Origin of the sequence: Pseudomonas cedrina subsp. cedrina, from assembly GCF_001983175.1 — a bacterium.
GTDB classification, from domain to species: domain Bacteria; phylum Pseudomonadota; class Gammaproteobacteria; order Pseudomonadales; family Pseudomonadaceae; genus Aquipseudomonas; species Aquipseudomonas cedrina.
Genome location: NZ_MNPW01000014.1, coordinates 41,977 through 65,981 on the forward strand (window position 1 = coordinate 41,977; position 24,005 = coordinate 65,981).

Below are 24,005 nucleotides of genomic sequence, written 5' to 3' on the forward strand. Positions count from 1 at the left end.
GTCAACCTTTTGCTGGCTGTAGTGAGCGGGCTTGTCGAATCGTCGCACCGCCCGCGCTGGGTGGCGAAGCCGCCCCAGTAAAGACACCGCCGAGCTCCAGATAAAAATCGGGTCGCCTGGTTTGGGGCGGCTTCGCCACCCAGCGCGGGACAAGCCCGCTCACTACAGTTCAGGGCAATGTCTGGCAGCTTTGCCACACATGCCGAATCAACGTCTGCAGCTTCAGCGCTTCGGCCCAGCGGTCGCTGATTTCACGGCCGTCCGCGCCGGTGATCGCATAGGGCGGCGGGCCCAGTTCGCAGGTGAACGACAGGCTCTGCGGCGTCTCGGCCCGGGCCAGCCAGTCTTCGATCCCGTAGCGCCACCACTCGGTGAAGCGCTGCACCCAGGCTTGATGCTGCGCAAAGTCCAGCGACACCTGCACCTGTTCGCTGCTGGCCACGCGGCCATGGAAACCCCAGCTGTGGCGCAGGATGGTGCGGATCTGTTCATCGTCTTCAGCCGCGCCAGGCTCCGGCAGTTCGCGGCCGACCACGTAATGGGACAGGTCGGCCAACAGTTTCAAGTCGGGCATCTGGGCCAGCAGGTCGAGGGTGAACAGCAGGTCGTTGGTGAGCCGGTAGCGATGGGTTTCAAGCAGGACCGGAAAATCCACCTGTTCAGCCAGGCGTTGCCAGCCCTCCACCAGCCGCGCGGCTTCGGCCTGGGTGCGCGGGCGCACGTCGGCTTGCAGCGTGAGGTGGTGGCAGCCATAGCGGCTGATCACTTCCAGCGCGGCCGCCAGGTCATCCACTGATTGTGGAAACAACTGGCCTTCGATCTGCAAGCCCCTGGCCGAGGCGGCGGCATGCAGGCGCGCCACCTCGGCGGGTTGCCAGTAGTGATCGGTAATGCCATCGAAACCGGCGGCCTTGATGCGGTCGAGTTGAGCGTCCAGGGGGCCGGGTTCGGTCTGCATGGCCCACAAGGATTGGAACACCAGAAATTGACGCATATCAGCCTCGCAGCAATTGTTTGAGGGACAGCTCGGGGTTGGCCAGGCTGGCGATATCGAGTGGCAGACGCGCGCTGATCAGGCGTTCGCAGAGCTTGATGTCCTTGGCCACGCTGTTGCCGCGCGCCCAACCGCAGGCGCCTTGCAAATGGCGATCGGCATCCAGGTAGAACAGCAACAGGCCGCCGTCGGGCAAGGTGCGGCTGACCGTCAAGGGCGTGATCACGCCCACGGTCTGCAACCCCCAGTCGTACTGGTCGGACCAGAAACCGGGGAGCGCCTCGAACGGTGCCTCACGCCCCAGCAGGCTCAGCGCCGCATGCCGGCCCTGGGCTTCGGCGTTGCGCCAGGTTTCCTGGCGCTGGTAGAGGCCGCCGAGGCGAAACTCGCACACGTCGCCGGCGGCATAAATGTCGGGTGCGCTGGTGCGCAACTGCGCATCCACGCGAATGCCCTGCCCCACGTCCAGCCCGGCCGCCGTGGCCAGCTCGACATTGGGCTGCATGCCGATGCCCACCACCACCCGATCGCAGGGCAGCCGCTGCCCGTCCGCCAGCAGCACAGCGTCGGCCTGGATGGATTCCAACGTCACGTTCAAACGTACGTCGACCCCATGCTGACGATGCAACTCCAACAGCGCCTGGGAGATAACCGGCGGCAATACCCTGCCCGCCAAGCGCGGCCCGGCTTCAAGCACTGTCACTTCACAGCCCAGGCCGCGTGCGGTGGCGGCCACTTCCAGGCCGATAAAGCCACCGCCCACCACCACCAGCCGCGTGCCGGGTTGCAATGCACTGCGCAACGCCAGCGCTTCATCATGGGTGCGCAGGTAAAGCACATGGGCCTGCTCCTGGGGCAACCGTCGCGCCCTGCCCCCGGTGGCCAACAACAGGCCGGCATAGGGCAGCCACTGCCCGTCATTGAGTTGCAGGCGATGGTGTTGCGGGTCCAGATGAGTCACCGGGTTGCCGGCAATGTGCTCGATGCCCAGCTCGGCCAGCCGCACGCTGTCGCACAAGCTGCATCCAGCCAGGTCCGCCGTGCCCTGCAACACGCCTTTGGACAGCGGTGGCCGCTCGTAGGGCAAGTGCGGTTCATCGCCAATCAGGATCAGCCGCCCGGCGTAGCCTTCTTCGCGCAGCGTCAGCGCCGCACGGCCTCCGGCATGCCCGGCGCCGACGATGATCAGGGCGTGGCTTGCAAGTGCTTCGCTCATGATCCGGCCGTGACAGCGAGCAACACCCGCCCCGCTTCGACCCGCACCGGGTAGGTCTTGAGGTTGACGCACACCGGCGCGCCCATGGCCTGGCCGTTGCGGTAATCGAAGCGCCCGTTGTGCTTGGGGCACTCGATGATGTGGTCCATCACCAGGCCGTCGGCTAGGTGGACGTTTTCGTGGGTGCACAGGCCAGCGGTGGCGAAGAACTGGTTGTCCGCCGAGCGATACACCGCATAAGTGTGCGCCCCATGGTCGAAGCGCAGCACGTCTTCTTCGTCTATTTCGCCCACGGCGCAGACATCGATCCATTGATCGTTCATGGCGTTTTCTCTTGTTATTGGCTGGGAGTCAGCTGGCAGTGGCTTCTGCCCGCACCGCGGCGTTGGCGGCCGGTTCGGCGCGCGCGCGAATCGGGCGCTGGATGAAATGGCTGGGGTCGCGGCGCTGTTTCCAGATGGTCGGCAGGATTTCCTTGTACGCCTCGAACAGGTTGGCGTACGGCGGCGGGCAATCGTCGCGGATTTCTTCGTGCAGTTGCGCCAGGGCGTGGTACGGCACCATCGGGTACATGTGGTGTTCGAGGTGATAGTTCATGTTCATGTAGAGAAAGCGCAGCACGCGGTTCATGTAGATGGTGCGGCAGTTGCTGCGGTGGTCGAGCACGTCTTCGGCCAGGCCGACATGCTGGGTCAGGCCGAACAGGTAACCCAGCCAGGCACCGTAGACGCTCGGCAAGCCGATCAGCATCAGCGGCAGCCAACTGTGCAGGTACAGGGCGGCGCCGATGACCAGGGCATAGAGGCCGACCCAGACGCGGGCCGCGCGGAACACTTTGGGCCACTCGGATGCCGGGATGAAGTCCGCCTCCTGGGCGCTCATCCGGCCGACAGCATGGCGCGCGACGCCGCTGAATGTCTTCCAGGCCAGGGGCAGGTTGAACAGGCTGAGGAACATCATCAGCAAACTCGGCGGGCGCGGCTCGACGATCTCCGGGTCTCGCCCGACGACGATGGTGTCGGTGTGATGGCGGGCATGGCTCCAGCGCCAGACATGGGGTTCGAAGATGCACATGAAGCTGGCGACCTGATACAGCACGTCGTTCATCCAGCGGGTCTTGAACGCCGTGCCATGGCCGGTTTCGTGCCAGCGCGGGTTGGACGCGGTGCCGTACAACACGCCATAGGCCACGAAGAACGGCACGCAGGCCCAGGTGCCCCAGAACCAGTAGCCGCCAAAACCGCTGGCGAACAGCGCGACGACCCACAGGGCGGTGTCAAGCAAGGCCGGGGCGTCGCGGCGTTGCATCAGTTCTTTCATGCGTTTGCGCGGGATGGGCGACTGGTACCACTGGGCCGAGACCAGGCCTTTATCGAAGGCGCGGGCGGCTTCGGGGCCCGTGAGGCTGTAGTCGCGCCGGGCGGTGTGAGCGGTGTATTTAGACATTGTTATTGTTCTCCGCAAGCGGGTGATTTCTTGTGCTGTACGAAACAGACGATAGAGAACGGCTTATTCGCCTTCAAGGCCTTGAATCCATTCCCTATCAAGCTATCATCCAGGCCCAGCGGGGCTTGATAGTTTTCTATCAAGACGCTCAAAGGGCTTGCCATGAACAACAAAAAGCGCCCAACCATCGCCACCGTCGCCGCCCATGCCGGGCTCAGCGTGGCCACCGTCGACCGCGTATTGAATGCGCGTGCGCCGGTCAATCCGCAGACCGCCGAACAGGTGGTCCAGGCCGCCGAGGCCGTGGGCTATTTTGCGGCGCGGTTGATCGGCCAGCGTATTCGCGAGCGCCGGCCGACCTACCGCTTCGGCATCCTGTTGCTGGCCACCGCCCAGGCGTTCTACGCCGGCCTGGCGCAGGCGATCAGCGAGGCCGCCGAGCAGCACGCCGGCGCCAACCTGAGCTGCGAGTTCGAATACATCACCGATCGCACCCCCGCCGCCATCGTCGCGCAAATTGAGCACCTGGCCGTGAAGTGCGACGGGCTCGCGGTGGTCAGCTTCGCCCATCCACTGATCAACGCCTGCCTGGCACAGATCCGCACGGCCGGCGTGCCGGTGGTGGCCTTGCTCTCGGACATTCACGAACGCGCCGATGAACCCTACGTAGGCCAGGACAACCATGTGGTCGGCCGCACCATGGGCTGGCTGCTCGCGCGCACCTGCGGCGCACGCAAAGGCAGCGTGGGGATCCTGCTCGGCGGCCATCGTTTTCTCGGCCACCATGCGCGGGTCGAAGGCTTGCACGGCTACCTGGCGGAACACGCGCCCGGGCTCAAGCCGCTGGAACCATTGATCAACCTGGATAACTGCGACATCACCGAAGAGGCCACCCTCGACCTGATCAGCCGCCACCGCGACCTGCGCGGCCTGTGCGTGGTGGGCGGCGGCGGCGACGGCATCATCAGCGCCCTGGCGCAGTTGCCCAAGCGCCCGGCACTGTGTTGCATCCTGCAGGAGTCGACCGAGCTGTCGCGCCAGGCGCTGAGCCGGGGCCTGGTGGATGTGGTGATCGATTCCCAACCAGGGCTCACCGCCACGGCGCTGGTGGCGTTGATGGTGGAGTTGCAGAGCGCCGAAGCGTTCGACCCGGCGCGGCATCGGGTGTACATACCGCCGCACATCGTGACTTCGGAGAACCTCTAGCGGGCGCGGCACTCGATCAGCAAGCCGCCCTCTTCGCGCACGTGGCTGTCGATCATCATGGGCAGGAAGCATTGGATCACGCGCATATTGCTGTGCAGATGGTCACTCATGTGCGACGTGGTGAAACGACCGCCACCGGCCAATGCCATCGGCAACAGCAATTGGTCGGCCAGGTGTTCGCCCACCGCCGTGTCGGTTGCTTGCCACGCCACGGCCTGGTCGATCGCCTGGTCGGCCACGGTTTCGGCGCGCAGGTTGGCCAGGCCGAAGGCGCTGAACACTTCAGTGACATGGGCGTGGACGTATTCCAGCATCAGCACATTGCCAGGACCTTGAAGGGGGTCAATCTCGACCGGCAGGCACTGTGCGGCGTCGAATGGCAAACGCTGGCGCACGCGCTTGAACTCGCGTTCGCTGACCTGGGCCGGCAACCCGGCGTTAAGCGTTATCGCACGGGCTTCGAGCAGGTTGCCGCGCTGCACCAGCTGCAACGGCGACAGCACGCTGGGCTGGATAAACGCCTCCAACTCACCGCCACCGGCGGGCACAAAGCCATAACGGTTCAGATTCAATTCGATCCGCGCGCCCATGCCTCGCAACAGCGGCAGCCAGGCGCGCTGCAGGAAGTCCACGGGCGGCGCCAGCGGGTTATGGGTGCCACCGCAAATCGTCACGCGACTGGCGGTGGGTGCGCGCAGTAACGCGGGCAGTACGGTCTGCAGCACCAGGGTGCAGCTGCCGGCCGTGCCAATGCTGAAGCGGTAGTCACCGCCTTGAATCGCCCCAGGTTCGAACAGCAGGGTTTGCGAGCCCAATTGCGCCCCCTGCACCTTGGCACCGCAGACTTGCGCCGCCGCCAGCACGGCGGTCAGGTGCTGGCGCATCAAGCCCGGCCGACTGCGCCTGGCGCGAATGTTTTTGATACTCAAGGTCCGGCCAGTCACCATCGACAGGCTCAGGCCACTGCGCAATACCTGGCCACCGCCGATGGCCCCGTCGAGTTCAATCACGTCCTGTTGCATAGTCATCCTTAAGCGAGTGGCGTTGTGCTTTGTTCATCTTCTGGCCCCTTTTATCCTTTGACACACACCACTTGACGCAAGGTGTGCAGCACTTGCACCAGCTCGCGCTGGGCGTGCATGACCTGGTCGATGTCCTTGTAGGCCATCGGGATTTCATCGATCACATCGGCGTCCTTGCGGCATTCCACATGGGCGGTGGCGCGGATCTGGTCGGCCACGGTGAAGGTGTTCTTCGCCTTGGTGCGGCTCATGGTGCGGCCTGCGCCGTGGCTGCAGGAGCAGAACGACTCTTCGTTGCCCAGGCCGCGCACGATGAAGCTTTTGGCGCCCATGGAACCCGGAATAATCCCCAACTCACCCTTCCTGGCCGACACCGCGCCTTTACGCGTGACCAGGATGTCTTCGCCGAAGTGCCGCTCTTTCTGCACATAGTTGTGATGGCAGTTCACCGCTTCCAGCGCCACTTCGAACGGCTTGCCCAGTACCTGGCGCGTGGCCTGGACCACTGCGCGCATCATCAACTCGCGGTTCTGCCGGGCAAAATCCTGGGCCCAGCCCACCGCTTGCACATAGTCGTCGAAGTGCTGGCTGCCTTCTTCGAAATACGCCAGGTCGCGGTCCGGCAGGTTCGCCAGGTGCTGGCGCATATCCGCCTGGGCCAACTGGATAAACAGGTTGCCGATGGCGTTTCCCACGCCACGCGAGCCGCTGTGCAACATGAACCAGACGCGGTTGGCTTCATCCAGGCACACCTCGACAAAATGGTTGCCGGTCCCCAGGGTGCCCAGGTGCTGGCGATGGTTGCTGCGTTCCAGTTGCGGGTACTTGTCGGTGATCGCCTTGAAGCGCGGGTGCAACGCCGCCCATACCTGATCGGCCTGGGCCGGCACGTCTTCCCAGGCGCCTTTGTCACGGCCTTTGCGGCTGCGCGTGCGGCCATGGGGCACGGCGGCTTCAATGGCGCAACGCAGGGCGTGGAGGTTGTCGGGCAAGTCGCCGGCAGTCAGCGTGGTGCGCGCGGCGATCATGCCGCAGCCGATGTCCACCCCCACCGCCGCCGGGATGATCGCGCCCACGGTGGGGATGACGCTGCCGATGGTCGAGCCCTTGCCCAAATGCACATCCGGCATCACCGCCAGGTGCTTGAAGATGAACGGCATCTTAGCGGTGTTCATCAGTTGCTGGCGGGCCTCGGGCTCCACGGGCACGCCCTCGGTCCAGAGCTTGATCGGCTTGCCGTTGGCGACTTCCAGCAGTTGGTAGGTGGTGTCTTGCATGATCTCGATTCTTTTTTGAAAAGCCGGCGCTGCGGCGTTGGTGAGGGTATAGCAGCGGGCGTGCCAGGTTTGTTGCTGCTGTGCTGAAATAATTTAACCGGCTGTTTTACAAGTAATTTCCAAGGAGATAAGGCGAAATGACTTGAAACCTCATGACAACCCCAACCGGAAATTCCTATCCTTTCATATCGCCTCTTATATTTTGGTCCAGCCATGAAACACAAGCGTACAGTCGCCATCGGATTTATCGGGTCCAAGCTGGATCGCGTCGGCAAGGCCGCCAACCGCTGGAACCATTGGCGCCCCAGCGTCGGCCTGTGCCAGCAAGACAACCTGCAGATCGATCGCCTGGAACTGATCCACGATATCGACACCCGTGACATCATCCTGGCCGAGCGGGTGCGCGCCGACATCCAGCAAATCTCGCCGACCACCGAGGTGCGCCTGCACCCGATGCCCCTGAGCAACCCCTGGGATTTCGAAGAGGTCTACGGCGCGCTGCATGACTTCACCAGTGCCTACGCTTTCGACACCGAACGCGAGGACTACCTGGTCCATATCACCACCGGCACCCACGTGGCGCAGATCTGCTGGTTCCTGCTGACCGAGGCACGCACCCTGCCCGCCCGCCTGATCCAGACCGCGCCCAGCCGCCGCCCCGACGACACCGCGCCGGCAACCGGCACCCACACCCTGATCGATCTCGACCTGTCGCGCTACGACCGCATCGCTTCGCGCTTCGCCCACCAGCGCCTGGAAGGCCTGGCGTTTCTGAAGTCGGGGATCGCCACGCGCAACAGCGCCTTCAATGCCTCCATCGAGCAGATCGAACGCGTGGCCGTGCGCTCCACGGCGCCGATGCTGCTGATCGGCCCCACCGGCGCGGGTAAATCTTTCCTCGCCCGGCGCATCTACGAACTCAAGCGCAGCCGCCATCAATTGCAAGGCCGCTTCGTGGAAGTCAACTGCGCCACCCTGCGCGGCGATGGCGCGATGTCGGCGTTGTTCGGGCACATCAAGGGCGCGTTCACCGGCGCGCAAAACGCCCGGGACGGGCTGCTGCGCGCGGCGGATGGCGGCATGCTGTTCCTTGATGAAATCGGCGAGCTGGGCGCGGATGAACAGGCGATGCTGCTCAAGGCCATCGAAGAAAAACGCTTCTACCCCATGGGCGCCGACCGCGAAGTGGCCAGCGACTTCCTGATCATCGCCGGCACCCACCGCGACCTGCGCGAGCGAGTGGCCCAGGGGCTGTTTCGCGAAGACCTGTATGCCCGCGTCAACCTGTGGACCTTTGAACTGCCGGGCCTGGCGGGCAGGCGCGAAGACATCGAACCCAATATCGATTTCGAGCTGGAGCGCCACGCCCGCGAAAACGGCCGCCGCGTGCGCTTCAACCTGCAGGCGCGGCGCCGTTACCTGGCGTTTGCCTGCTCCAGCGAAGCGGCGTGGCTGGGCAACTTTCGTGAATTGTCCGCCTCCATCACACGCATGGCGACCCTGGCCGACAGCGGGCGTATCGACGAAGCCCAGGTCGACGCCGAGATCCAGCGCCTGCGATATGCCTGGGGGCTGTCGGAACCCGATGCGCTGCTGCCTGCCGACCTGGACCTGTTCGACCGCTTGCAACTCAAGGCGGTGCTCGACGTGTGCCGCCAATCGGACAGCCTCTCCGACGCCGGCCGCCGGCTGTTCGGTGTGTCGCGCCAGGCCAAGGCGCAGCCCAATGATGCGGATCGGTTGCGCAAGTACCTGGGGCGGTTTTCGATTGAGTGGAAGCAGTTGAAGCCATAGATGCGCGGGAGAACGCCGATTAGTGGCATTTGGTCATGGTTTTTAAAAGGCCAGCAAGGCGTGTCGCTTTTAATTGCAGGACGTTTCCTAGACAATCCTCGCCGCCTTGTGCCTGCTGGAATCGGTGGCTAGTCTGCGGTCCGTCACTGCTCATCAGTGATCGGGTTTAGTCGCCCGGATTCGAAGCTGGCGCATGGTCCCATGAAGTTTAATGGTGGCTGTGCGCAGGGCGCCCTCGGGCGCGCCGGGTGGCTCCGACCGGTCGACTAACCTGCGTACAGCCGCCACCTTCGTTTAGTCGCGACAGGTTCGGCTCCTTACTCAAAATTCGGAGTTACACCATGAACAAAGTCCTACCCGACCCACCCCGCGATCCCGCCAAAGACCGCGCCGCCTTCAACCGCGCCATCGATCACTACCTGCCCACCCAAAGCTTTCATTCAGTCAACGAAGACCTGAGCTTCGAAGATGCCCTGCTCTACACCGCTAGCTTGCTCGACAGTGCTTCGGCCACGGCGCTCGATTGCGGTGAGCAACTGGCGAGCCCCGAGCGGGCGAAGATTCTGGCGGTGTGGCATTTGCTGGAGATTGCCAGGACCACGGTAGACCGCTCCATCGAGTGCCTGAAGCCTTCACCACTACCGGCTTAAACGCGGTCAACGCTCGTTCCCACGCTCCCGCGTGGGAATGCAGCCCGTGACGCTCCGCGTCACCGGTTGCCCCAGTGCCGAAAGTTGCAGCAGTTGGCGGGACGCGGAGCGTCCCAGGCGGCATTACCACGCAGAGCGTGGGAACGATCGATCGTCGCACCGCTGAGATAGCGATAGGTGTCTACAGCTAGTGGCATCTGGACATGGTTTGTAAAAGGCCAGCAAGGCCTGTCGCTTTTAATTGAAGGACGTTTCCTAGACAATCCCTGCCGCCTTGTGCCTGCTGGAATCGGTGGCTAGTCTGCGGTCCGTCACTGCTCATCAGTGATCGGGTTTAGTCGCCCGGATTCTGAACAGGCGCATGCTCCCATGAAGCTCTATGGTGGCTGTGCGCAGGGCGCCCTCGGGCGCGCCGGGTTCCTGTTCTGACCGGTCGACTAACCTGCGTACAGCCGCCACCTTCGTTTAGTCGCGAAAAGTGTCGTCTCCTTGATATTCAGACAGGAACTGCACCATGAACAAAGTCCTACCCGACCCACCCCGCGATCCCGCCAAAGACCGCGCCGCCTTCAACCGCGCCATCGATCACTACCTGCCCACCCAAGGCTTTCATTCAGTCAACGAAGACCTGAGCTTCGAAGATGCCCTGCTCTACACCGCCAGCTTGCTCGACAGTGCTTCGGCGACTGCGCTGGATTGCGGCGAGGCGCTGGACAGTCCCCAGCGGGCGAAGATTCTGGCGGTGTGGCATTTGCTGGAGATTGCCAGGACCACGGTGGATCGCTCCATCGAGTGCCTGAAGCCTTCACCACTACCGGCTTAAAAGCGGTCAACGCTCGTTCCCACGCTCCCGCGTGGGAATGCAGCCCGTGACGCTCCGCGTCACCGGTTGCCCCAGTGCCGAAAGTTGCAGCGGCTGGCGGGACGCGGAGCGTCCCAGGCGGCATTACCACGCAGAGCGTGGGAACGATCGAACCCTAAGCCGCCGTTACCGCAGCAACGGATATGTACTCGGTCAAACCCAAAAAAAACGGTCGGCCCGAAGGCCGCCAAGCAAGCTCCTCGCCACACACCGTTGAAAGTTGTGTAGATACCTATGCTGCGATGGCGCAGGGTCAGCCAACTGATCGGGCACAGAGACACCGCAATCGCAGCATAGGTATCTACACAACTTTCAAAGGCTGAAAAATCACCCTGTAGTGAGCGGGCTCGTCCCGCGCGGGGCTGCGAAGCGGCCCCAAACCAGGCTGCCGGGTTCTACCTCTAGTTCGGCGATGCCTTTATTGGGGCGGCTTCGCCACCCAGCGCGGGACGAGCCCGCTCACTACAAAGGTGGGTAGATACCTATGGCTATCGCAGGCAAGCCAGCTCCCACATCTAACTCTCACCCGCTGCGAAAATCCGCGACAGCCAAGCCAAACCGACTCAGGTAGCCAGAGGCCAACCGATACGCGCTGCACGGCGCAGGCTGGCCTTGACGACCAAGCGGTGAAAGGGCGCTATGACGAACAGGTAGGCCCGACCCAGGCGGTTGTGGCACTGGACCACGGTTGAAAAAACCAGTTGGCGGCCGCCTTCTGGCTCGACCTCTTCAGAACAGAGGACCGAGATGCGGAAGTCGAGGTGCGCGTCGTCCTCGCCCAACACGATTTCAGTGCGGTCCGTGCTGTAGACCTGGAAGGCGCCAACCCGGCCAGCAAGGGATGCCAAATGCCTGGCTGTCTTGAGACCAAAACAGACAACGACGGTGTCCCGCACCGTCAGGAGCCACCCGATCCAGGCGGGTTGGTGGGACAGGATGAATCGAGCCAGCAAGTCCGGATTGCCGGATGTGCCCGCAGGAAGCCGAATCGCAAAAGCGTCCGCCAGGTTCATTGGCGTGTAAAGGTGGGTAATGCCGGACCTTGGGGGCACGGGGACGGACAGAACGCGCTCATATTCTCGGGGCATTGGGGGTCTCTCCTGAGTGCTGACTATCAATTAGACAACCTGCCCACGCCATCCCAGAATTAAGCTGCAGCGCAAATGGAGCCGATTCGCTGGCGTTGGAACGATTTCCTTTAAAGCGAACGCCATGAAAAGTGCTGGTGTGCAAAACGCAACGACCCTCCATGCTGGTGTATGCAGCGTATCAAGGGTTCGACAGGCAGGGCTGCGGCATAATGCCGCGCGCCTGAAGCCCACCTCCTCCACTGCCTGGGCACGGTCAAAAATGTGGGAGCGGGCTTGCTCGCGAAAGCGCCCTGTCAGTCACCTATGCACTGTCTGATACGCCGCCTTCGCGAGCAAGCCCGCTCCCACATTGGGTCCGCGTTTTGCCAGTTCTACAGCTGCGTCCCGCGCGCTAGTCCCTCGCCAAAGGCAAGCCCACCGCATTCGAATCTCAGCCGCGACGAAAATCCCCGGCACTCAAGCCAAACCGGCTCATTTTGTTGTACAGCCCACCCCGCGACACGTTCAACTGTTGAGCGGCCAGGCGGATATTGCCGCCGGTGTTTTTGAGCGCGGCGACGATGGCGTGCATTTCGTGGCTGCTCAGGTCTTGCGTGGGTTGCGATTCATAAGCGCGGGCCGGAGAGCGAGGCTTGGTGTCCAACGGCAAATCGCCGGGCTCGATCAACTCACTCATGGCCAGGTTGGTTGCCCGTTCGATGGCGTTTTCCAGCTCGCGCACATTGCCCGGCCAACCATGGGCCGAGAGCAAGGCCAACGCCTGCGGCGAGAACCCCTGCACCGATTTACGCAAGGAGCGCGCGCAACGCGTGAGGAAGTGCCGCGCCAGCAGCGGAATGTCGTCGCGGCGCATGCGCAGGGGCGGTACGGTCAGGTTCAGCACATTGAGGCGGTAGTAGAGGTCTTCGCGAAACGCCCCCTCGGCCACTGCCTGGCTGAGATTGCGGTGAGTAGCGGCGATGATGCGCACGTCCACCTGCCGTGCGCTTTTCGCCCCGACCCGCGCGATCTCGCCTTCCTGCAGCACTCGCAACAGGCTGACCTGGGCGTCGAAGGACATGTCGCCAATCTCATCCAGGAAAATCGTCCCACCATCGGCCAGTTCGAACTTGCCCGCTGCTCCACCCCGGGCCGAGCCGGTAAACGCGCCCTCCACATGGCCGAACAACTCGCTCTGCACCAGGTCCCGTGGAATCGCGCCGCAGTTGACCGCCACAAACGGGCCGTTACTACGCTCGCTGGCGTTGTGGATGGCCTGGGCGAAGAGCTCCTTGCCGGTGCCGCTTTCCCCCAGGATCAGCGTGGTTGAATCACTGCGACTGGCGATGCGCGCCAAGTGCAACGCATCCTGAATCGCCCGCGACGTGCCCTGGATGGTGTCGAAGGTATAACGCGCCTGGGTGCCGACAATGCGCCGCGTAATTTCGCGAATGCGCCGGTTTTCGCGCAGTGACACGATCACTCCGCCCTGCTCAAGCGGGCACACCGAGACCAGGCAGGCCAGCTGACTGCGGTCCTGCAGGTGGAAGGTGCAATCACGGTCACGGACCGGCTCGCCGATCACTTCGCCCAGTTCGCTGCGGCCCAGTTGCTGGAACGGGCGACCGATCAGCTCCAGGCCCACGCCGAACAGTTGCCGGGCATAGCGGTTGAGCGCCTTGATACAGCCGCGTTCGTCCAGCACCACCAGGCCTTCGTTGAGCACTTCGAGCACGGTTTGCTGCTCCTCCAGCAACCCTTGCAGGGCCATCTGCCGCGAGACGGCGTCGGCGGCGGCTTGCACCGTGCCGAGGGTATGGAAGTGAAACCAGCCGGGTTCGGCGGTGAGGGTCAGCATGGCCAGCGTCTGGCCCTGGGCATTCTTGATCGGCGCGGCGGCGCAATGCATGCGGCGCTGGCGCAGGCCGACGGCGAAATTTTCCTCGGCCAGCACATACACCAGGCGGTCCTCGGCCAGGGCCAGGCCGGTGCAGTTGGTGCCTTGCACGGACTCCAGCAGGCGGCTGCCCACCGGGGTGATGTCCAGCCCGCAGAAATACAGCGTGGTGCCGTCGGTACCGGTGAGGTTGATATGGCCGCGCGGGTTGTAGGCCAGCAAGCCGTGCATGACTTGCGCCGCGGCCGCGATCAGCACGCGGTGGGTGGCCAGGGTAAGCGCCAGCGCTGCGGGGGCGACGAAGCGGTAGGCGTCGTCCGCCGGGTCGATAGCGGCTTCGACGCTGCGCCGCCACGAGTCCCAGATCACCTGGCGGACTTCGAACGGGCGCTCGGCCTGACCGGCCAGGCACGCACGCCACGCCTGCTCCAGGGCGGCAATCGGGCCGTCATTCAACGCCGCCGGGCCCAGGTTCGTCAGGTAATCAAGGTCTTGCACGCTGAGCGCCAGGGTCATCCGGAGATTCCATGTTCATGTTTTTGACATGTCAGTATAGACATGTCATCAAAATGAACACTTTTTGTTTATAGATATTTATTAATTGTTGAATATCAATGGCTTGGAAACTGGCACAGCCCTTGCTCCTGCTCCCTTGCCTGTCAGGACGTTCCTGAGGCCAATAACAACAAGGGGTCCCCTCATGAGTACACAGAACATTCGCCTGGGCTTGATCGGTGCGGGTCGCATGGGCAGCTTTCACGGCCTGACAGCCGCACGCCACATTCCCGGCGCCAGCCTGGCGGCGATTGCCGACCCCACACCCGGCCAGGCCGCTCGCCTCGCCGCTGAACTGGGCGTGGCCAAGGTCTACACCGACCCTCAGCAATTGCTCGACGACCCGGATATCGACGGCGTACTCATCGCCGCCCCCGCCCGCAGCCACGCCGAACTGGTGATCAGCGCTGCCCGCGCCGGCAAAGGCATCTTCTGCGAAAAACCCATGGCCATCACCTTGGAGGAAGCCGACCGCGCCATCGCCGCCGCTGCCGATGCGCGCGTGCCCTTGCAGGTCGGTTTCAACCGGCGCTTCGCCAAGAGTTTCCGTACCGCGCACCTTGACGTCGCCGCCGGCCGTATCGGCACCCCGCAACTGCTGCGCTCCCTGACCCGCGACCCGGCGCTGAACAACCCCGCCGCGTCGCCGCAATGGGTGATCTTCCTGGAAACCCTGATCCACGACTTCGACACCCTGCGTTACCTCAACCCCGGTGCCGAAGCGGTGCAGGTGTTTGTGATGGCCGACGCACTGATCGCCCCGGCCTACAAGCGCCAGGGTTTGCTCGACACCGCCGTGGTCACGATCCGCTTCGACAACGGTGCGATTGCCACCGCCGAGGCCAATTTCCAGGCAGTGTATGGCTACGACGTACGCGGCGAAGTGTTCGGCAGCGCGGGCATGTTGAGCATGGGCAGCCTCAACGATTGCGACCTGGTGCGCTACCTGGCCCAAGGCATCCAGGCCGACACCCAGCGCATGGACACCGACCTGCTGCGCGACGCCTATGTCGCCGAGCTCAACCACTTTGTCGACTGCCTGCGCAGCGGCGCCAAGCCCCTGGCCAGCGGCGAAGACGCCCGCGCCGCCCTGGCGATTGCCCGCGCGTGCATCGAGTCGTTCGAAACCGGCAAGGCGGTTGCCGTCGCGGGAGCCCAGCGATGAGTGCGTTCAAACTGGCGGTGAGCGCCGAAATGGTGTTTCTCGACCTGCCCTTTATCGAACGCGTGAAGCGTATTCACGCGTTGGGCTTCAGCGTCGAAATCTGGAACTGGACCGACAAAGACATCGGCGCCCTGGCCGCCACCGGCGCCGACTTTACCTCGATGACCGGCTACATCAGCGGCACCCTTACCGACCCTGATGGCATCCGCCATTTGCTCGACAGCGCCCGCGAATCCCTGGGCATTGCCGAGCAACTCAACTGCCCCAGCCTCAACCTGCACGGCACCGGCCTGGGTGACGGCGGCTTGCCGGTTCACCCCGTCAGCCAGGCCACCGGGCGCATGTGGCTGAGCGCCTGCAAGACCCTGGAAAAAATCGCGCGCCTGGGCGAAGACGCTGGCCGGGTGTTTCTGCTGGAGAACCTCAACACCGAGGTCGATCACCCCGGCACGCCCTTCGCCCGCGCCGATGACACCCTGGCGCTGATTGAAGCCGTGGGCAGCCCGCACCTGAAGCTGAACCTGGACCTGTACCACGCGCAGATCGGCGAAGGGAACCTGATCGAGCTGATCCAGCGCGCGGGTGCCTCCATCGGCGAAATCCAGGTGGCCGACGTGCCGGGGCGCAAGGAGCCCGGCACCGGTGAGATCCACTACCCGGCCATCGCCAGGGCGTTGTATGCCATGGGCTACCGCGGCGTGGTCGGCCTGGAAGGCTGGGCCAGCGGCGACAGCACCCTGGCGCTGGAGCGTTTCCGCCAAGCATTCACCCTATAACAATAAAAGGAACACCCTTATGAACCGCTATTCATTGTTTGTTGCCACGCTGCTGCTGCTGTTCAGCCAATGGACCTTTGCCGCGTATCGAATCGGCGTGAGCATCGCCCGGGTTGATGACAACTTCATGACCTACGTACGCACCGGGCTGGAAGCCGCCGCCAAGCAGCAGGACGTGCAGATTCAGTTCGAAGATGCCCAGGGCGACGTGGTGCGCCAGCTCAACCAGGTCGAAGGGTTTCTCAACCAGAAAGTCGACGCGGTGATCGTGCTGCCGGTCGACACCGGCGCCACCGCCAACATCACCCGCGCCGCCGTGGCGGCCAAGACGCCGCTGGTGTACGTCAACCGCCACCCGGATGAGCGCACCCTGCCCAAGGGCGTGGTCACCGTGGCGTCCAACGACATCGAGGCCGGGCAATTGCAGATGCGCTACCTCGCGGAAAAACTCGGGGGCAAAGGCAACGTGGCGATCATCATGGGCGACCTCGCGCAGAACGCCACCCATGACCGCACCGAAGGCGCCAAACAGGTGCTCAAGGACTTTCCCGGGATCAAGGTGGTCGAGCAGCAAAGCGCCGAATGGCAACGCAGCAAAGGCATGGACCTGACCAGCAACTGGCTGCTGGCGGGCACGCAATTCGATGCCATCGTGGCCAACAACGACGAGATGGCGATTGGCGCGGCCATGGCGCTGCAGCAGGCGGGTAAAGCCAAGGGCGACGTGGCGATCGTGGGTATCGATGGCTTGCCCGATGGCTTGGCGGCGATCAAGCGTGGTTTGCTCACGGCGTCAGTGTTCCAGGACCCGAAGGCCCAGGCGACTCAGGCGGTACAGGCGGCGGTGCGGATGATCAAGGGCGAGCCGATTGAAGCCGAGGTGTGGGTGCCGTTCGAATTGATCAAGCCGGAGCAGGTAAGCGTATTCGAGCAACGCTACAAATAGCTCGAGAATGTGGAGCTCCCACAGTTGATCGTTCCCACGCTCCGCGTGGGAATGCCGCCTTGGACGCTCCGCGTCCCGCAGGACAGCTTAATGTGTACAGGTGACGCAGAGCGTCACGTGATGCATTCCCACGCGGAGCGTGGGAACGATCCGCAGCGATGCGGCGACCCGACAAACCAGCTCCCACAGATTCAGTCCAGGTCGCTTGCACAATGGCGTTCGGCCAATTGCTCATCGGGCTCGCCGGAAACCCGATTCACCCTACGCCCACGCTGCACCGCCGGCCGTGCCTCGATGGCCTCCGCCCAACGCACCACATGGGTGTACTCATGCACCGCCAGAAACTGCGCCGCGCCGTACAAGCGGCCTTTGACCAGCCCGCCATACCATGGCCAGATCGCAATATCAGCAATGGTGTACTCATCACCGGCAATGTACTCGCTCACGGCCAGGCGCTGGTTCAGCACGTCCAACTGACGCTTGGTCTCCATGGCGAACCGGTTGATCGGGTATTCCATCTTGCTCGGCGCATACGCATAGAAATGCCCGAAACCGCCGCCCAGGTAAGGCGCGCTGCCCATCTGCCAGAACAACCACGACAGGCACTCCGCACGGGCTGCAGGCTCAGAGGGGAAGAACGCGCCGAATTTTTCCGCCAGGTACTGCAAGATTGCGCCGGACTCGAACACCCGAATCGGCGCGGCGCCGCTGCGATCCAGCAGTGCCGGGATCTTGGAGTTCGGGTTGATCCCGACAAAGCCGCTGCCGAACTGGTCGCCGTCGCCGATCTTGATCAGCCACGCATCGTATTCGGCGCCGCTGTGCCCCAGGGCCAGCAGCTCTTCAAGCAGAATGGTGACCTTCTGCCCATTGGGCGTGGCCAGGGAATACAGTTGCAGGGGGTGCTGGCCCACCGGCAGTTCCTTGTCATGGGTCGGGCCGGCAATCGGGCGGTTGATGCTGGCGAACGTGCCGCCACTTTCGGCGTCCCAGGTCCAGACCTTGGGGGGTACGTACTCGGTCATGCTCACTGCTCCAGAAGCGATCAACGAAGCGTTCCAGACTAAACCAAAGGTTGGCGTTGCGGGAACCCATCGAATAAGCACCACTGTTTAATGTGGGAGCGGGCTTGCCCGCGATGGCGGCGTGTCATCAACCCATCTGCTCCTGACCCACCGATATCGCGGTATAGGTACAGCTTTCTAAAAGCTGGAAAATCTACCTGTAGTGAGCGGGCTTGTCCCGCGCTGGGTGGCGAAGCCGCCCCAATAAGTACACCGCAGTGTTCCAGATGAGACCAGGTCGTCTGGTTTGGGGCGGCTTCGCCACCCAGCGCGGGCGGTGCGACGATTCGACAAGCCCGCTCACTACAAAGATGTGTAGATACCTGGATATCGCGGGCAAGCCCGCTCCCACATTTTTAAACCAGCATCGTCTGGACGATTGCGCTGGGTTCAGACCCAACCACCATCCACAATGAAGTTCTGCGCCGAGCACATCGCCGAGGCATCGGAGGCGAGAAACAGCGCCATATTGGCAATATGTTCCGGCAGTACGCTGCCCGGCAAGCATTGGCTGCGGCTGATCAGTTCCTTGGCGGCATCGTCGACCCACATCGCCAGTTGTTTTTCAGTCATCACCCAACCGGGCACCAGCGTGTTGACGCGGATGCGGCTCGGCCCCAGTTCCCGGGCCAGGGCGCGGGTCATGCCGTGGGCGGCGGCCTTGCTGGCGGCGTACACCGGGTAGCCGGCGGAGGCCATCATCCAGCCCACCGACCCCAGGTTGATGATCGCCCCGCCACCTGCGTTTTTCATCATCGGCACCACGGCCTTGGCGGCGAAGAAGGCGTGCTTGAGGTTGACCGAGATCAGCCTGTCGAACATTTCCGAGTCGACTTCTTCGAGCGTGTGGCGCACGTCATTGGCCGCGTTGTTCACCAGCACGGTGATCGGCCCCAATGAGTGTTCGAAGCGGCCGATAGCGGCTTTGTAGCCGATCTCGTCAGTGATGTCGCAATTGACGAACTCCACGGTGTGCCCGCGCGAACTCAACAGCGCCGCCAGGCGTTCGCCCTGGCTTTGCGCACGGTCCACAAACCCCACCTTGGCGCCCTGGGCGGCGAAGGCCCGGACCATGAATTCGCCGATACCCGAAGCACCGCCGGAGATCAGCACGGTCTTGCCTTCGAGGTCGGGATAAACCGCGTGTTGAGTCGTCATGAAAGGTTGCCTCGCTCAATTAGTCTTATTTTATTTTGCAAATACGGCGTTTAAGGCTATAAATTCGCTGTCCAACCGACAAAATATCGCTATTAGTAGAACTATTCCACTCAAAACAACAAAAGGAAGTTCGACCATGAAGCACCCTCGTTATCTGTTGTCCGGTCTCGCCATGTCCATGTTGATCGCCAGCGGCGGCGCCCAGGCCGCAGGACTCACCAGCGAACACAAACCCTTCGGTAAAACCAACGACGGCACCGCCGTCGAGCAGTACATCCTGCGCAACAGCCACGGCATGCAAGCCACGGTGATCACCTACGGCGGCGTGCTGCAGTCGCTGAAAGTGCCGGACAAAAACGGCAAGGTCGACGACGTGGTGCTGGGCTTCGACGACGTGCAAGGCTACCAGGCCGGCACGGCGTTTTTCGGAGCGACCATCGGCCGCTTCGGCAATCGCCTGGCCGGCGGTGCCTTTGAGCTGGACGGCAAACGCTACCAGGTGCCGCTCAACGATGGCCCCAACTCCTTGCATGGCGGCGCACAAGGCTTCGACAAGCAGGTGTGGAAGGCCGCCGAGGTCAAGGGCAAAGACTCGGTGGGCGTTACCCTCACCTACCTGTCCAAGGACGGTGAAATGGGCTTCCCCGGTAACCTGAAAACCGAAGTCACTTACAGCCTCAACGAGAAAAACGAACTGCACATCGCCTACAAAGCCACCACCGACAAACCGACGGTGCTCAACCTCACCAACCACAGCTACTTCAACCTGGCCGGCGCGGGCAATGGCGACATTCTCAAGCAAGTGGCTACCTTGCACGCCAGCCATTACACGCCGGTGAACGCCACCCTGATTCCGACCGGCGAAGTGGCGCCGGTGAAAGGCACGCCGATGGACTTCCTCAAACCAACACCGATCGGCCAGCACATCAAGGCCGATCATCCGCAGCTCAAGTTTGCCGAGCCTAAACAAGGCGGGTTCGACTTCAACTGGGCACTGGACACCCAGGGTGACGTGAAGAAACTGGCGGCCGAGGTGCATGATCCTGAGTCGGGGCGCAGATTGCAGCTCTACACCACGGAGCCGGGCGTGCAGTTCTATACCAGTAACTTCCTTGATGGTTCGGTAAAGGGCAAAGGCGGCAAGACTTACCTGCACTGGAGTGGTTTCACCCTGGAGACCCAGCACTATCCAGATGCACCTAACCAGCCCAAGTTTGCCTCGACCCGCCTGAACCCTGGGCAGACTTATACCCAGAACACCGTTTTCAAATTCTCCGCCGACTAAACCTGTGGACCTGTAATGATCGTTCCCACGCTCCGCGTGGGAATGCCGCCTGGGACGCTCCGCGTCCCGCTTCAGAAGTGACGCAGAGCGTCACAAGATGCATTCCCACGCAGAGCGTGGGAACGATCAGGTTCAGCGTTGTTTCATACGGTCGATGACCACGGCCAGCAGCAGGATCGAGCCGCGGATCACGTACTGGTAGAACGTGTCGATGTTCTTCAGGTTCATCGCATTCTCGATGATCGCCAGGATCAACACCCCCGCGATCACATGGCGGATCATGCCGATCCCGCCGCTCAAGGACACCCCGCCCAATACGCAGGCCGAGATCACCGTCAGCTCGAAGCCCTGGCCGATCATCGGCTGGCCGGAGGTCATGCGCGAGGCCAGGATCACCCCGGCCAGTGCGCCGATCACGCCGTGCACGGCAAAGATCAGGATCTTGGTGCGGTCCACGTTGACGCCCGCCAGCAACGCCGCTTCCGGGTTGCCGCCGATGGCCATGGTGTTGCGCCCGTACGTGGTGTAGTTGAGCAGCCAGCCGAAAAACATGAAGCAGACGATGGTGATCAGGATCGGCACCGGCACGCCCAGCAATTGGCCGTTGCCGAACACGAAGAACTGGTCCTGGGACACGCCCACCGCCTTGCCGTCGGCGAAGATATACGCCAGCCCGCGCACGATCTGCATGGTCGCCAGCGTGGTGATCAGCGCGTTGACCCGCAGTTTGGCGATCACGATGCCGTTGATCAGCCCGACGATCAAACCCATCCCCAGCGCGGCGCCGATGCCGAGCATGACGCTGTCGGTGTCGCGCATCACAATCGCCGCCACCACCCCGGCGCAGGCGATCACCGAGCCTACCGACAGGTCGAAGTGCCCCGATGCCAGGCAAAACAGCATGGTGCAGGCGGCGATGCCTACGGTGGAAATCGCCAGGCCCAGCCCGCGCATGTTCAGCGGCGAGAGGAAGTTATCGATCAGCAAGGCACAGAGTACAAAGATGCCCACGGCAGCCAGCAGCATCGCCCAGTTGTCGAGCAGTGCGCGCATATCCAGGGGTTTGCGTGCCGAGGGCAACGCGTTGTCTTGGGTTGTCATAGTCGTCTCTCAGTTCGCCACGCTGCGTGGCAAGGCCAGTTGCAGCAAGTTGGATTCAGTCGCCTGTTCGCGGGTTTGCTCACCCCGCAATGCGCCTTCGCAGAGCACCAGGATGCGGTCGGAAATGCCCATCACCTCCATCAGGTCGCTGGACACCACGATCACCGCGATGCCCTGGGCCGCGAGGTTATGGATGATCTGGTAGATCTCGGCCTTGGCGCCGATATCGATGCCACGGGTCGGCTCGTCCAGCAGCAGCACTTTCATCGGCATCGACAGCCAGCGGCCGAGAATGGCCTTTTGCTGATTGCCGCCCGAGAGGTACATGATCTTCTGCCCTGCATTGGGCGTCTTGACCTTCATCGCCTTGATCTGCTGATCGGCGTTGCCCTTCTCCCAGCCGTCGCGCAGCAACCAACCGAACGAGGAATGAGCGCCACGCGCACTGATGTTGATGTTCTCGGCGACGCTGGACAGCGGAATGATGCCCTCCTTCTTGCGATCTTCCGGGCACAACAACACGCCGGCGGCGATGGCGTCGCGGGGTGACTGCAAGCGCAGTGGCGCGCCACACAGCTCCAGTTGCCCGGCGCTGGAGCGCTCCAGGCCGCTGAGCAGACGGAACAGCTCGGTACGCCCTGCCCCGACCAGGCCGAACAGGCCGAGAATCTCGCCCTTTCGCACATTGAAACTGATCGGCTCGCGCAAGCCGGGACCCAGCAGGCCATCGACCTTGAGCGCGACGTCGCCGTGCGCGCGCGGACGATAGTCGTAGATGTCCTGGATATCGCGGCCGACCATGCACGTCACCAACTGGTCATGGGTCAGCGCGCTCATGTCTTCGAACGTGCGCACATAGCGCCCGTCCTTGAACACCGTGACGGCGTTGCAGATGCGGAACACTTCTTCCATGCGGTGCGACACATACAGCACCACTTTGCCCTCGTCGCGCAGGCGCGTGATGATCGCCATCAAGCGGTCGATCTCGCGCGCCGACAGGCTGCTGGTGGGTTCGTCGAAGGCGATCACATGGGCGCCACGGGACAGCGCCTTGGCGATTTCCACCAACTGGCGCTGGCCCAGGGACAGCCGACCGAGCTTTTCCTCGGGATCGATTTCATCCGCCAGACCCTTGAGGCAGGCCAGTGCCTGCTTGCGCAACTGGCTGCGGTTGACCACGCCGAAGCGCGACGGCAAGTGCCCGAGAAACAGGTTTTCGGCCACGGTCATTTCCGGCACCAGGTGCAGCTCCTGGTGGATCACCGCCACGCCGCTGGCAATGCTGTCAGCGGCGTTTTTGAAGGCCATGGTCTGTTCGCCGATCTGCAGCGTGCCGCTGTTAGGGATGTACGCGCCGCCGAGGATTTTCAGCAGCGTCGACTTGCCCGCGCCGTTCTCGCCCATCAAGGCGTGAACCTGTCCCGGGTGGGCGATGAAGCTGATGCCATCCAGCGCCTTGACCCCGGGAAAGGTTTTGCCGATGCCGTCGAATCGCAAGGCGGCAGCGGTCATTTCCACAGCCCGATTTTGGTCAGTTCTTCCTGGAAGTTGGCGCGGGTGATCAGGGTCACTTCATCCATGGCCGTGTACTTCGGTGGCTCAGTGCCTTTGGTGACCCACTCGTACATCATCAGCGCGGTGTTGTAGCCTTCGATGTGCGGGCTGGGCAGCATCGAGCCGAAGAAGCCGCTGTCTTTCTTCTTGAGTTCGCCGATGGCGTCGGTGCCATTGATGCCGATGCCGATCACGTTGGCGGCCTTGAAGCCGGCACTTTCGGTGGCGCGTACGCCGCCGAGCACGGTGTTGTCGTTCATGCCGCCGATGATCAGGTTTTTCGCGCCGCTGGGCAGCTTGACCAGGGCCGAGTTGGTGGCGTCCATGCTGCCGGGCACATCGAGGGTTTTAAGCGCGGCGGTGAGAATGTGGTCTTTGGGAATGCCGGCTTCTTCCAGGGATTTGATCGAGCCGTCGGTGCGCTTCTTGCCGGTGTCGAGTTCGTTGAAGGTGTTGATCACCGCGTAGGTGTCTTTCCAGTCCCAACCGCGTTTCTTCGCTTCGGCGGCCATCGCGGCGCCCTGCTTCTGGCCCACTTCAAACGCGGCCATGCCCAGGTACGGCACGTCTTCCATAAAGGCGCCTTTGGCGTCGACAAAACGGTCGTCAACGGCGATCACCTTGAGGCCATTGGCCTTGGCCTTGGCGACGATGGCCGGGCCGAGGGACACGTCCGGCGGGCAGATCACAAAGCCCTTGGCGCCGTTGGCGGCCAGGCTGTCGATGGCCGAAAGGGTTTTTTCGCCATCCGGCACAGCGATCTTGATCACGGTGAAGCCATGTTCCTTGCCGGCTTTTTCGGCAAAGGCCCATTCGGTCTGGAACCAGGGTTCTTCGGCCTGCTTGACCAGAAAACCGATCTTCACTTCTTCAGCGGCCAGCAACAGCCCGCTCAAGCTCATGGCCGAGACCGCCACAGCGGCGCAGCACAGGGAACGCAAACCACGACGACGATTCATACGGGTGA

21 protein-coding genes are annotated in these 24,005 nt (G+C 62.9%); 8 read left to right on the forward strand and 13 right to left on the reverse strand.

The annotated features are described in order from the left end of the window. Window positions 1–169 precede the first annotated feature (169 nt). The 4 genes from BLL36_RS25185 to BLL36_RS25200 are packed head-to-tail and all read right to left on the reverse strand — an operon-like array spanning window position 170 to window position 3,656. Window positions 170–994, reverse strand: a complete 825-nt coding sequence (locus tag BLL36_RS25185) for a sugar phosphate isomerase/epimerase family protein (RefSeq protein WP_076954315.1) — start codon at window positions 992–994, stop codon at window positions 170–172. Window position 995: 1 nt separating this feature from the next. Then, a complete protein-coding gene (locus BLL36_RS25190; RefSeq protein ID WP_076954316.1) occupies window positions 996–2,210 on the reverse strand; it encodes an NAD(P)/FAD-dependent oxidoreductase in 1,215 nt (404 codons plus the stop codon). Then, window positions 2,207–2,533: a MocE family 2Fe-2S type ferredoxin gene (locus BLL36_RS25195; protein WP_076954317.1), complete on the reverse strand. Its 327-nt coding sequence runs from the start codon at window positions 2,531–2,533 to the stop codon at window positions 2,207–2,209. The genes BLL36_RS25190 and BLL36_RS25195 overlap by 4 nt, the downstream gene beginning before the upstream one ends. Window positions 2,534–2,561: 28 nt before the next feature. Further along, a complete protein-coding gene (locus tag BLL36_RS25200; RefSeq protein ID WP_076954318.1) occupies window positions 2,562–3,656 on the reverse strand; it encodes a fatty acid desaturase family protein in 1,095 nt (364 codons plus the stop codon). A gap of 162 nt (window positions 3,657–3,818) precedes the next feature. Between BLL36_RS25200 and BLL36_RS25205 the strand changes: the two genes are divergently transcribed. Next, the gene (locus tag BLL36_RS25205; protein ID WP_076954319.1) at window positions 3,819–4,862 is read left to right on the forward strand and encodes a LacI family DNA-binding transcriptional regulator; all 1,044 of its coding nucleotides are present in this window, start codon (window positions 3,819–3,821) and stop codon (window positions 4,860–4,862) included. Here BLL36_RS25205 and rtcA read toward each other — a convergent pair. Both rtcA and BLL36_RS25215 read right to left on the reverse strand, forming a co-directional pair. After that, on the reverse strand, window positions 4,859–5,884 hold the full coding sequence (gene rtcA / locus BLL36_RS25210; RefSeq protein ID WP_076954320.1) for an RNA 3'-terminal phosphate cyclase: 1,026 nt from the start codon (window positions 5,882–5,884) through the stop codon (window positions 4,859–4,861). The genes BLL36_RS25205 and rtcA overlap by 4 nt on opposite strands. A gap of 50 nt (window positions 5,885–5,934) precedes the next feature. Continuing rightward, window positions 5,935–7,161 carry an RtcB family protein gene (locus BLL36_RS25215; RefSeq protein ID WP_076954321.1) on the reverse strand — a complete coding sequence of 409 codons (1,227 nt, stop codon included), beginning with the start codon at window positions 7,159–7,161 and terminating at the stop codon, window positions 5,935–5,937. A 213-nt stretch (window positions 7,162–7,374) separates the two neighbouring features. Here BLL36_RS25215 and rtcR point away from each other — a divergent pair, with 213 nt between their 5' ends. From rtcR to BLL36_RS25235, 3 genes are all read left to right on the forward strand, one after another. Then, window positions 7,375–8,955, forward strand: a complete 1,581-nt coding sequence (rtcR, locus tag BLL36_RS25220; RefSeq protein ID WP_076954322.1) for an RNA repair transcriptional activator RtcR — start codon at window positions 7,375–7,377, stop codon at window positions 8,953–8,955. 341 nt (window positions 8,956–9,296) lie between these two features. Continuing rightward, entirely contained in the window at window positions 9,297–9,605 is a 309-nt protein-coding gene (locus tag BLL36_RS25225) for a DUF6124 family protein (RefSeq protein WP_076954323.1), read from the forward strand. Between the two features lie 514 nt (window positions 9,606–10,119). Then, a complete protein-coding gene (locus tag BLL36_RS25235; RefSeq protein ID WP_076954324.1) occupies window positions 10,120–10,428 on the forward strand; it encodes a DUF6124 family protein in 309 nt (102 codons plus the stop codon). A gap of 602 nt (window positions 10,429–11,030) precedes the next feature. Here BLL36_RS25235 and BLL36_RS25240 read toward each other — a convergent pair. After that, a complete protein-coding gene (locus BLL36_RS25240) occupies window positions 11,031–11,555 on the reverse strand; it encodes a DUF2867 domain-containing protein (RefSeq protein ID WP_076954325.1) in 525 nt (174 codons plus the stop codon). 433 nt (window positions 11,556–11,988) lie between these two features. Continuing rightward, a complete protein-coding gene (locus BLL36_RS25245; protein ID WP_076954326.1) occupies window positions 11,989–13,950 on the reverse strand; it encodes a sigma-54 interaction domain-containing protein in 1,962 nt (653 codons plus the stop codon). 184 nt (window positions 13,951–14,134) lie between these two features. On the opposite strand from BLL36_RS25245, the gene BLL36_RS25250 reads away from it, so the two are divergent. The 3 genes from BLL36_RS25250 to BLL36_RS25260 are packed head-to-tail and all read left to right on the forward strand — an operon-like array spanning window position 14,135 to window position 16,876. After that, window positions 14,135–15,154, forward strand: coding sequence for a Gfo/Idh/MocA family oxidoreductase (locus tag BLL36_RS25250; protein WP_076954327.1), 1,020 nt, complete (start codon window positions 14,135–14,137; stop codon window positions 15,152–15,154). Continuing rightward, entirely contained in the window at window positions 15,151–15,930 is a 780-nt protein-coding gene (locus BLL36_RS25255; protein ID WP_076954328.1) for a TIM barrel protein, read from the forward strand. Before BLL36_RS25250 ends, BLL36_RS25255 begins: the two co-directional genes overlap by 4 nt. 19 nt (window positions 15,931–15,949) lie before the next feature. Further along, on the forward strand, window positions 15,950–16,876 hold the full coding sequence (locus BLL36_RS25260) for a sugar ABC transporter substrate-binding protein (RefSeq protein WP_076954329.1): 927 nt from the start codon (window positions 15,950–15,952) through the stop codon (window positions 16,874–16,876). 191 nt (window positions 16,877–17,067) lie between these two features. Here the strand turns inward: BLL36_RS25260 and yghU are convergent, their stop codons facing one another. Continuing rightward, window positions 17,068–17,901: a glutathione-dependent disulfide-bond oxidoreductase gene (gene yghU / locus BLL36_RS25265; RefSeq protein ID WP_076954330.1), complete on the reverse strand. Its 834-nt coding sequence runs from the start codon at window positions 17,899–17,901 to the stop codon at window positions 17,068–17,070. 429 nt (window positions 17,902–18,330) lie between these two features. Next, window positions 18,331–19,098: an SDR family NAD(P)-dependent oxidoreductase gene (locus tag BLL36_RS25270; protein WP_076954331.1), complete on the reverse strand. Its 768-nt coding sequence runs from the start codon at window positions 19,096–19,098 to the stop codon at window positions 18,331–18,333. A 136-nt stretch (window positions 19,099–19,234) separates the two neighbouring features. On the opposite strand from BLL36_RS25270, the gene BLL36_RS25275 reads away from it, so the two are divergent. After that, window positions 19,235–20,383 (forward strand): aldose epimerase family protein, encoded by a 1,149-nt coding sequence (locus tag BLL36_RS25275; RefSeq protein WP_076954332.1) that lies wholly within the window; start codon window positions 19,235–19,237, stop codon window positions 20,381–20,383. A 132-nt stretch (window positions 20,384–20,515) separates the two neighbouring features. On the opposite strand, the gene araH is transcribed toward BLL36_RS25275, so the two are convergent. From araH to BLL36_RS25290, 3 genes are read right to left on the reverse strand one after another with little or no spacing between them, the layout of a single operon-like run. Beyond that, on the reverse strand, window positions 20,516–21,484 hold the full coding sequence (araH, locus tag BLL36_RS25280; protein ID WP_076954333.1) for an L-arabinose ABC transporter permease AraH: 969 nt from the start codon (window positions 21,482–21,484) through the stop codon (window positions 20,516–20,518). Window positions 21,485–21,493: 9 nt separating this feature from the next. Continuing rightward, window positions 21,494–22,996, reverse strand: coding sequence for an L-arabinose ABC transporter ATP-binding protein AraG (araG, locus tag BLL36_RS25285; RefSeq protein WP_076954334.1), 1,503 nt, complete (start codon window positions 22,994–22,996; stop codon window positions 21,494–21,496). Continuing rightward, on the reverse strand, window positions 22,993–23,997 hold the full coding sequence (locus BLL36_RS25290) for a substrate-binding domain-containing protein (RefSeq protein ID WP_057721983.1): 1,005 nt from the start codon (window positions 23,995–23,997) through the stop codon (window positions 22,993–22,995). Before BLL36_RS25290 ends, araG begins: the two co-directional genes overlap by 4 nt. Window positions 23,998–24,005 lie beyond the last annotated feature (8 nt).

Excerpts from the sequence above, each read along its gene's own strand:
- BLL36_RS25185 (WP_076954315.1), bottom strand. The coding sequence starts at position 994 with ATGCGTCAATTTCTGGTGTTCCAATCCTTGTGGGCCATGCAGACCGAA.
- BLL36_RS25190 (WP_076954316.1), bottom strand. The coding sequence starts at position 2,210 with ATGAGCGAAGCACTTGCAAGCCACGCCCTGATCATCGTCGGCGCCGGG.
- BLL36_RS25195 (WP_076954317.1), bottom strand. The coding sequence starts at position 2,533 with ATGAACGATCAATGGATCGATGTCTGCGCCGTGGGCGAAATAGACGAA.
- BLL36_RS25200 (WP_076954318.1), bottom strand. The coding sequence starts at position 3,656 with ATGTCTAAATACACCGCTCACACCGCCCGGCGCGACTACAGCCTCACG.
- BLL36_RS25205 (WP_076954319.1), top strand. The coding sequence starts at position 3,819 with ATGAACAACAAAAAGCGCCCAACCATCGCCACCGTCGCCGCCCATGCC.
- rtcA (WP_076954320.1), bottom strand. The coding sequence starts at position 5,884 with ATGCAACAGGACGTGATTGAACTCGACGGGGCCATCGGCGGTGGCCAG.
- BLL36_RS25215 (WP_076954321.1), bottom strand. The coding sequence starts at position 7,161 with ATGCAAGACACCACCTACCAACTGCTGGAAGTCGCCAACGGCAAGCCG.
- rtcR (WP_076954322.1), top strand. The coding sequence starts at position 7,375 with ATGAAACACAAGCGTACAGTCGCCATCGGATTTATCGGGTCCAAGCTG.
- BLL36_RS25225 (WP_076954323.1), top strand. The coding sequence starts at position 9,297 with ATGAACAAAGTCCTACCCGACCCACCCCGCGATCCCGCCAAAGACCGC.
- BLL36_RS25235 (WP_076954324.1), top strand. The coding sequence starts at position 10,120 with ATGAACAAAGTCCTACCCGACCCACCCCGCGATCCCGCCAAAGACCGC.
- BLL36_RS25240 (WP_076954325.1), bottom strand. The coding sequence starts at position 11,555 with ATGCCCCGAGAATATGAGCGCGTTCTGTCCGTCCCCGTGCCCCCAAGG.
- BLL36_RS25245 (WP_076954326.1), bottom strand. The coding sequence starts at position 13,950 with ATGACCCTGGCGCTCAGCGTGCAAGACCTTGATTACCTGACGAACCTG.
- BLL36_RS25250 (WP_076954327.1), top strand. The coding sequence starts at position 14,135 with ATGAGTACACAGAACATTCGCCTGGGCTTGATCGGTGCGGGTCGCATG.
- BLL36_RS25255 (WP_076954328.1), top strand. The coding sequence starts at position 15,151 with ATGAGTGCGTTCAAACTGGCGGTGAGCGCCGAAATGGTGTTTCTCGAC.
- BLL36_RS25260 (WP_076954329.1), top strand. The coding sequence starts at position 15,950 with ATGAACCGCTATTCATTGTTTGTTGCCACGCTGCTGCTGCTGTTCAGC.
- yghU (WP_076954330.1), bottom strand. The coding sequence starts at position 17,901 with ATGACCGAGTACGTACCCCCCAAGGTCTGGACCTGGGACGCCGAAAGT.
- BLL36_RS25270 (WP_076954331.1), bottom strand. The coding sequence starts at position 19,098 with ATGACGACTCAACACGCGGTTTATCCCGACCTCGAAGGCAAGACCGTG.
- BLL36_RS25275 (WP_076954332.1), top strand. The coding sequence starts at position 19,235 with ATGAAGCACCCTCGTTATCTGTTGTCCGGTCTCGCCATGTCCATGTTG.
- araH (WP_076954333.1), bottom strand. The coding sequence starts at position 21,484 with ATGACAACCCAAGACAACGCGTTGCCCTCGGCACGCAAACCCCTGGAT.
- araG (WP_076954334.1), bottom strand. The coding sequence starts at position 22,996 with ATGACCGCTGCCGCCTTGCGATTCGACGGCATCGGCAAAACCTTTCCC.
- BLL36_RS25290 (WP_057721983.1), bottom strand. The coding sequence starts at position 23,997 with ATGAATCGTCGTCGTGGTTTGCGTTCCCTGTGCTGCGCCGCTGTGGCG.